This window comes from Bradyrhizobium sp. ORS 375 (genome assembly GCF_000239775.1).
GTDB lineage: Bacteria > Pseudomonadota > Alphaproteobacteria > Rhizobiales > Xanthobacteraceae > Bradyrhizobium.
In genome coordinates this window covers 25,281-31,762 of sequence record NZ_CAFI01000121.1, presented here as the reverse complement: position 1 = coordinate 31,762, position 6,482 = coordinate 25,281, and the positions used below count along the sequence as shown (strand labels likewise).

The window sequence follows — 6,482 nt, the reverse complement described above, 5'->3', positions numbered from 1 at the left end:
GCACTTGTTCGTGCGGCAAGAGCAGGGCTCAATCAACTATCCCACGAATAGCTTAGTCATCCCACATTCGGCTCGCCGCCCTCGGCAGCGAGCTTCGTCGCCAGGATCTTGTCGATCCGGCGGCCGTCGAGGTCGAGGATCTCGAAGCGCCAGCCTTGCAGCTCGAAGCTCTGGCCGATCTCCGGCACGCTGCCGAAGTGCTGCAGCACCAGGCCGGCGACGGTGTGGTAGCCACGATGCGGCGGCACCTCGATGGCGAGCACGTCGGCGAACTCGTCGAGCGGCATCCAGCCGGAGACCAGCAGCGAGCCGTCCTCGCGGCGGACGCAGGCCGGCTCCGGCGGGCCCTCCTCGGAGGAGAACGCGCCGACGATCGATTCGAGAATGTCGGCCGCGGTCACGACGCCTTCGAACGCGCCGTATTCATCGTGCACCAGGCCCATATGCACCGGTGCCACCTTGAGGATTGCGATGACGTCGCGCGCATCGACAGTCGAGGGAATGATCGGCACCTCGCGCACCAGGCTGCGCAGGTCCGGCGTCTCGTCGCGCAGATAGGCCGCCAGCAGGTCCTTGGCCTGGAGCACGCCAATGGGGCGGTCGCGCTCGCCGTCGGACACCGGCAGGCGCGAATGCGGGCTCTTGGCGAGCAGCTCGCGGATCGCCTTCGGATCATCGTTGAGATCGACGACATCGACCTCAGGGCGCGGCGTCATGATGGCGCCGACCGGGCGGTCGCCGAGGCGCATCACGCCGGCGATCATTTCCTTCTCGCCGGGCTCGAGCACGCCGGCGGTCTCGGCCTCGCGCACGAGATGATGGATCTCCTCCTCCGACACCTTCTCCTCGGCCTCGCCGGAGCGGCCGAGCAGCGCGAGGATCAGCTTGCCGGAGAGATCGAGCAGCACCACCAGCGGCAGCGACACTTTGGCGAGCAGCTGCATCGCCGGCGCGACGCGCACGGCAATCGCCTCGGGATCGCGCAGCGCGAGCTGCTTCGGCACCAGCTCGCCGACGATCAGGGTCGCATAGGTGATGAGGGTGACCACCAGACCGACGCCGACGATGTCGGCAACCGAGGCCGACATCCCGAGCTCCAGGAGCGTCTGCGTCAGGCGCTGGCCGAGCGTCGCGCCGGAGAAGGCGCCGGAGAGCACGCCGACCAGGGTGATGCCGATCTGCACCGTCGACAGGAAGCGGCCGGGATCGGAGGCCAGCGTCAGTGCCCGCCGCGCGCCGGACACCCCCTTTTCGGCCAGCAGCGCCAGCCGGGCGGGCCGCGACGACACGATGGCCAGCTCGGACATCGACAACAGCCCGTTGACGACGATGAGGACGACGATGATCGAGAGTTCGACGGAGAGCATTGCGACCTGATGTGGCGCCCGGATGGGCGGGAACGGATACAGGTCCTAGCATATGGGGAGGGTCGCCGCCCATTGCCGCGTTGCGGCAAGTGCATGGGGGCTTTGTTGGGAACGCCGATCGACCTGGACCACTGAGGGCAGCGCAGCTTGGCGCACCGCCGGCGTGTCACCTTCCGCTGTCGTCCCGGCTCAAGGCCGGGACGACACTGGAGTTTGGCGAGGCGTTACTGGCTCCACGGCGTCATTGCGAGCGTAGCGAAGCAATCCAGGGTGGTGGGCGGGACTCTGGATTGCTTCGTCGCTTCGCTCCTCGCAATGACGGTGCGTGAGGATACAGCTGCAGACCTACTTGCGACCGCGCTCGCTTCGGCGGTTCGGCCTCAGAAATCCCCGTGCAGGCGCCCCGAGAAGATCGACACCGGGCCGCGATCGGCGTTGTAGGCGGGGTTGTTGACGAACTGATAGTCGGCCGTGAACGTCAGGTATTTGTTGATCGCATAGGCGTAGTAGGCCTCGATGATGGTCTCGCGTCGATAGTTCAGCGCGCCGTCGCCGATCAGGGGGCCGAGGCCGCCGGCGGCGAGGAAGGCGCGGTGGTCGCGGGAGAGGCCGTTGGTGACGCCGGCAAGGCCGACGGTGTCGTCGGGCCGGCCCCAGCGATTGCCTTTGATCGAGGTGCCGAACGACAGGCTGTTGTCGATGTCGGTGAACGCCATGATCTCGGTCTTGCCGTCGTTCCAGCTCCAGCGGCCGAACAGGCCGAGCTCGTCCGACAGCGCCTGGTCGAACGAGACGACATAGCCGTATTTGGGGCGGCCGCGGCGGGTCTGCGTGATGTCGGCGTTGAGCGCGGGATTGTCGAGCGTCTCGCGATAGCTGCCGGAGAAGGTGTTGTTGAAGAAGCCGATGGTGCGCAGATGGCCGGGCTGCGAGAACAGCTGATAGCGCGTCTCCAGCTCGATGACATAGCTGCCGCGCTTGAAGACGTTCATGTCGAAATTGTTGGAGTTCGAGGTGGCGTCGACCAGGAAATAGCCGGTGCGCAGCGCCCAGTTCTTCTGGTTCAGCTCGGCGGTGGCGCCGTAGGTCAGGCCGAGCTTGTCGGCGGCGTAGTCGAAGGCGCCGGGCGCCCAGATCGACCAGTTCATGAAGTCCTTGCGCGCGTCCTTGGCGTAGGCGTTGCCGTCGAACACGTCCAGCACGGGGAATTTGCCGATCTGGAAGGTGAGACGCGAGATGTCCTGCTTGCCGGAGAGCTGCAGCTGGCCAGAGCCGAGCTGCTCCTGCTCGCCGCCGAAGCCGAAGGTCTGGCGCAGGAACAGCCGCGACGTGTTGTAATGCGGATAGGGGAAGTCGGACTTCTGCGCCTCGCCGTTCGAGAAGCCGCCGAGACCGACGGTGTTGCTGAGGCCGAAGCCCTGCAGCAGCTCGGGATTGTAGTAGACCTCGCCGCCGTCCCACAGCCGCGCATTGATGAACAGGCTGTTGCTCCAGGTCTCCTGGAACTGGCGCGCGGGCGTCAGGCTGTTGGGCCCGGTATAGGCGGCGCGGAAGGACGGATAGCCCTGGCCGATCACCGTGGACTGGCCATGAATCTCCCAGCGATCGGATTCGGTATCCGAAGGATCGTTCTTGAGCTTGAGCTCGGTGCCGCCGGCGAAGTCGAGCTTGCGGTTGAGGCCAACGCGCAACGTGTGGAAGTCGAGCGTCGAATTGTAGCTGGCGCCATTGCCGAAGCGGACGCCGCCAGGCTCGAACCGGTTGTAGAGATATTCGAGCCGCCAGCTCCAATGTGGCGCAAAGCCGCGCTCGATGCCGGCGCCGGCCACCCAGCCCAGCCGGGTCGTCAGCAGCTTCTCGTCGCCGGCCGCCGTCGTGTTGATGAAGCGGCCGCCGGTCCAGGCGACGCCGCCGGTGGCATAGACAAGCCAGTCGCCGTTCGCGTAGCCGAGGCGGCCGCGCGCGGTGGCGACATAATCCCACAGCTCGTCGACGCTCGACTGTGCCGTGTTCAGCCGGGCCACGGTGTGGTTGGAGGTCAGATAGTTTGGGAAGCTGAAATCGCCTTCGAGGCCGAACAACAATCCGGAGCGCGTGACCCAGTTGTAGCCGGCCTGCACGCCGCCGGTGAGGCCGTTGAAGCGGCTGCCGGCGCTGACCGTGCCGCTCGGGTCGGCGAGGGTCACGCTGGCGTGGTCACGGGTGTAGCCGGCATGGCCGCCGACATAGAGCCCGGTCCAGTCGAACACGGTCTGCGCCATACGCGCCTTGAGCGGTAGATCGGCGGCGACCGCGGGGGCGGCGAGCGGGCTCAGCGCGGCGATCATGGCGCCGGCCACGATCGTCTCCCTGGTGAAGTTCGAGCGGATCATGGCGGCAACGTCCCAGGCAAGGCACACGACACGGAGGATAGTCACAACCTGATTGCCCGCGCACAGTCACGAGAAGATTACGGAAAAACCCATATTCGATCGAAGACGAGGGCAAAGCATGGCAGATTGTGGATAAGTTTTATTGCAAATAAGTTGCAACAGCAAATTATATGCGGAGGTTTCGGGATACTTGCCGAGGTGTTGTGACATCCGTGCAACAAACAACCCGCCCGGACGGGGACCGGGCGGGCTGTCGTGACGCGGGCGGGGGCTGGAGGGGGGCACCCGCGTCAAGGCGGGCAAGCAGGGCGGCGCGAGATCGTGCGGTGAGCGGAAGGGCGCGGCCCGGCTGGATCGGCGCGGCGGACGCCCCGGCATCAATAGCCGCAGGCCCTGACGCGGCCGACATACTGGCCATAGACGTTGTACTGCGGCACCCAGCGGCAATAGCGATAGCCGCCGCCGTAGTAGTAGCCGTCATTGCTGGCGGCGATCGCGCTGCCGACGACGGCGGCTCCGACGAGGCCGGCGCCGACGCCCCAGCCCCAGCCATGATGGAAGCCGTGGGCTTCGGCGGGCTTGGCGGTCGCGGCGATGCTGCCGGTGACGGCGAGCGCGGCGAGCGCAATGGCGGCAATCTTGCTCTTGATCGACATGGTGTTAGCTCCTGTTCAGCGTTGGGGCGGCCCGTTGCCGGTCGCTTGCCAATTGGACGGAGCCTTTTCGAAAGCGGTTCGAATCACCCGATTGCAGCGTGGGCGAAGTCTGAATTCGCGAGGAAAGGCAGTAGCTTGCTCTGAATTTAGCGGCTCGCCAGCGGGCCGGCGGCCAACACGTTCACGTCGAAGTTATCGACGTCCTCGAGCAGCGCGCAGAACGCGGCTGCGCCGTGGTCGAGCACGCGCGCGCCCTTCTCCGCCGAGGCCTGCGTCGCATCGCCGACCGCGCCGCTCGGATTGAGATCCTGTGTCTGCCAGGCGAGCGGCGCCGGCCGCTGCGTCGACAGCACGCGGTTGTTGGCCTCGATCGCAACGGCTGACGATGCGAAATTGGCGATGGCATCGCCGCGCACGAGCTGCGGATGCCGGGCCAGCATGATCGATGTCTCGACCGCGCCGCCATGGATGCCGTGGCGCAGCTCATCGGCGCTGAACAGGCCATCCGGCGCGCCGAAGCGCGACCACGACGTCGTCACCACCAGCATGCGATGCGCGGCGCGCAGATCCTGCGCCACCAGCGTCATCGCGGCGCTGTTGCCGCCGTGACTCGTGACGATGACGAGCTTGCGGATGCCGGCGCGCGCGACGCTGTCGCCGAGCGCGCGCCAGCTCTGCAGCGCGACCTCGGTCGGCACGGTCAGCGTGCCCGGAAAATCGATGTGCTCGGTGGAGATGCCCACGGGCTGCACCGGCAGGATCGTCACCGGCCGCGTCGCCGGCAGCAGCGCGCGCACGCGAGCGAGATAGGCTTCGGCGATGTAGACATCGGTGCCGAGGGGCAGATGCGGCCCGTGCTGCTCGGTCGCGGCGAGCGGCAGCACCGCAATCCAGCGCGCGGCCTCCGGCGTTTCCAGAGCAGGCCAGGTCAGCTCGGTCCAATCGCGGGGCGGCACGGTCATCGCGCGGGCCATTTCCTTCGTCCGTCGGGCAGGGTAGTTATCACCCAACGATCTTAACATGTTCAGCCAGAAAGAACCGGGGAGACCAGACATGGCGCAGTCGCTTCTGTCGCGAACGTTAATGGCGGCATTGCTGGTCATGGGTGGAATGGCGTCCGGAGCCCAGGCTCAGACCCTGGACAAGGTCTCGTTCGGCACCAACTGGGTGGCCGAGGCCGAGCATGGCGGCTTCTTCCAGGCGGTCGCCGACGGCACCTACAAGCGGTACGGGCTCGACGTCACGATCGTGCCGGGCGGTCCGAACGAGAACAACCGCATGCTGCTGATCTCCGGCAAGATCGAGTTCTTCATGGCCGCGAACACGCTGATGGCGTTCGACGCCGTGGCCAACAACGTGCCGGTGGTATCGATCGCGGCGATGTTCCAGAAGGACCCGCAGGTGTTCCTGACCCATCCGGAGTCCAAGGTCACCAAGCTCGAGGAGCTGAAGCCGCTGACCCTGTTCGTCTCCAAGGAGGGCATCTCCAGCTACTATCAATGGCTGAAGTCCGAATACGGCTTCTCCGAGAAGAACGTCCGTCCGTACACCTTCAACCCGCAGCCGTTCATCGCCACGCCGCAGAGCGCGATGCAGGGCTATGTCACCTCCGAGCCGTTCGCGGTCGAGCGCGCCGCCGGCTTCAAGCCGGGCGTGATCCTGCTCGCCGACAACGGCTTCAACACCTATTCGACCCTGATCGAGACGCGGCGCGACCTGATCGAGAGCAAGCCGGACCTCGTGCAGCGCTTCGTCGATGCCTCGATTATCGGCTGGTACAATTACATCTACGGCGACAACTCGGCCGGCAATGCGCTGATCAAGAAGATGAACCCGGAGATGACCGACGATCTCCTCGCCTATTCAGTCGCCAAGATGAAGGAATACGGCATCGTCGATTCCGGCGACAGCACGGACAAGGGCATCGGCGCCATGACCGAGGAGCGCATCACCAGCTTCTTCGACAAGATGGTGCGCGCCGGCGTGGTCAAGCCGACGGTCGATTATCGCAAGTCCTACACTCTGCGCTTCGTCAACAAGGGCGTCGGGCTCGATCTCCGGCCGAAGAAGTGAGACGCGTGAGCGGC

Annotated in this window: 5 protein-coding genes; 1 reads left to right on the top strand and 4 read right to left on the bottom strand. The window is 65.9% G+C overall.

From position 1 onward, the window contains the following. Window positions 1–56: 56 nt before the first annotated feature. The 4 genes from BRAO375_RS10810 to BRAO375_RS10795 form a co-directional block, all read right to left on the bottom strand. Entirely contained in the window at window positions 57–1,367 is a 1,311-nt protein-coding gene (locus BRAO375_RS10810; protein ID WP_009027505.1) for a hemolysin family protein, read from the bottom strand. Window positions 1,368–1,747: 380 nt separating this feature from the next. Continuing rightward, the gene (locus BRAO375_RS10805) at window positions 1,748–3,739 is read right to left on the bottom strand and encodes a carbohydrate porin (protein ID WP_035639914.1); all 1,992 of its coding nucleotides are present in this window, start codon (window positions 3,737–3,739) and stop codon (window positions 1,748–1,750) included. A 377-nt stretch (window positions 3,740–4,116) separates the two neighbouring features. After that, window positions 4,117–4,395, bottom strand: a complete 279-nt coding sequence (locus tag BRAO375_RS10800; protein ID WP_009027503.1) for a hypothetical protein — start codon at window positions 4,393–4,395, stop codon at window positions 4,117–4,119. Window positions 4,396–4,541: 146 nt separating this feature from the next. Next, complete coding sequence (locus BRAO375_RS10795) at window positions 4,542–5,369, bottom strand: creatininase family protein (RefSeq protein WP_009027502.1); 828 nt, start codon at window positions 5,367–5,369, stop codon at window positions 4,542–4,544. 79 nt (window positions 5,370–5,448) lie between these two features. Here BRAO375_RS10795 and BRAO375_RS10790 point away from each other — a divergent pair, with 79 nt between their 5' ends. Next, window positions 5,449–6,468: an ABC transporter substrate-binding protein gene (locus tag BRAO375_RS10790; protein ID WP_035639911.1), complete on the top strand. Its 1,020-nt coding sequence runs from the start codon at window positions 5,449–5,451 to the stop codon at window positions 6,466–6,468. Window positions 6,469–6,482 lie beyond the last annotated feature (14 nt).